Source organism: Arthrobacter sp. Hb9-2 (genome assembly GCF_059091165.1).
In genome coordinates this window covers 1-1133 of sequence record NZ_JBNHGJ010000089.1, presented here as the reverse complement: position 1 = coordinate 1133, position 1133 = coordinate 1, and the positions used below count along the sequence as shown (strand labels likewise).

Below are 1133 nucleotides of genomic sequence, written 5' to 3'. Positions count from 1 at the left end.
GTATTGCTTTTGGAAGGACATCTAGAATGACAAAGACCATCGATACCGGGGTGTTTATCCCTGTGGGCAAGAACGGGTGGATTCATTCGGTCAACACCCCGGAAACGCCGGGAACGTATGAGCACGTCCTGAAGGTCGTGCAGGGCGCTGAAGCCCTGGGGTTTGACTTCGTGCTCAGCCCGGCGATCTGGCGCGGCCGGAAGGGCCCTTCGGAGCACTGGATGGTCTCCCTTGAGTCGATGACCACCACCGCTGCCCTGCTGCAGGCAACCAGCCGGATCAACGTGTTCGGTACCGTGCACATGACCGTGTACCCGCCGGCTACCATCGCGAAGATGGTTTCGACGCTGGACCAGATCGGTCCGGGCCGTGTCGGGCTGAACCTGGTCACCGGCTCCAGCTACCTGGACCTGCACCACCTGGGTCTGTGGGATGACAGCCTGGACCATGACGAGCGGTACAACATGGCCGATGAGTGGATCCAGCTCGTGAAGCGGTTCTGGACCGAAAAGGTCATCGACCACAAGGGCAAGTACTTCGAAACGAACGAGGCCACGATGGGCCCCAAGCCCTCCAAGATGCCCCCGCTGGTCAACGCCGGAGCCTCACCGCGCGGATTCCAGTTCGCGGCCGAGAACTGCGACATCGCCTTCATCATGGCCAGCGATGACGAGAAATCCATCGCGACCGGCCGTCTGGCTAAGAAGACCGCCCTGGAAATGGGCAAGCCGAACCTGAAGACCTACGGCCTGATCACCGTCATCCCGGGCGAAACCGACGAAGAGGCCCAGGCCCGGATGGACTACTTCAACGCCGGTGTCGACAAGGAATGCCTGGCCGACATCGCCGCCGGCTACGAGCAGAACAAGAGCTTCAAGGAGCTCAGCGACTCCTCCAAGTCCCTCATCGGCGGCGAGAAGCAGAGCAGCGTCATGCCCGGCGAGCTCGTAGGCTCCTACGAAACCCTCGCCCGGCGCCTGGCCACCACCGTCCTGGAAGGCGAACTCGACGGGATCATGCTCGTCGTTCCCGACTACATCGACGACCTCGCCGCCGTCGCACAGCGGACCCTTCCGCTGATGGCCAAATACGGCGTCGAATGCCGGATCGGCACACCCGCCAACGTCTAAAAC

1 protein-coding gene is annotated in these 1133 nt (G+C 62.0%); it reads left to right on the top strand.

All coding sequences use genetic code 11. The annotated features are described in order from the left end of the window. The first annotated feature begins 26 nt into the window (after positions 1-26). Positions 27-1130, top strand: coding sequence for an LLM class flavin-dependent oxidoreductase (locus AC5RV1_RS21325; protein WP_493995949.1), 1104 nt, complete (start codon positions 27-29; stop codon positions 1128-1130). Positions 1131-1133 lie beyond the last annotated feature (3 nt).

Bases quoted from the DNA above. Each gene is read 5' to 3' on its own strand.
- AC5RV1_RS21325 (WP_493995949.1), top strand. From the start codon at position 27: ATGACAAAGACCATCGATACCGGGGTGTTTATCCCTGTGGGCAAGAAC.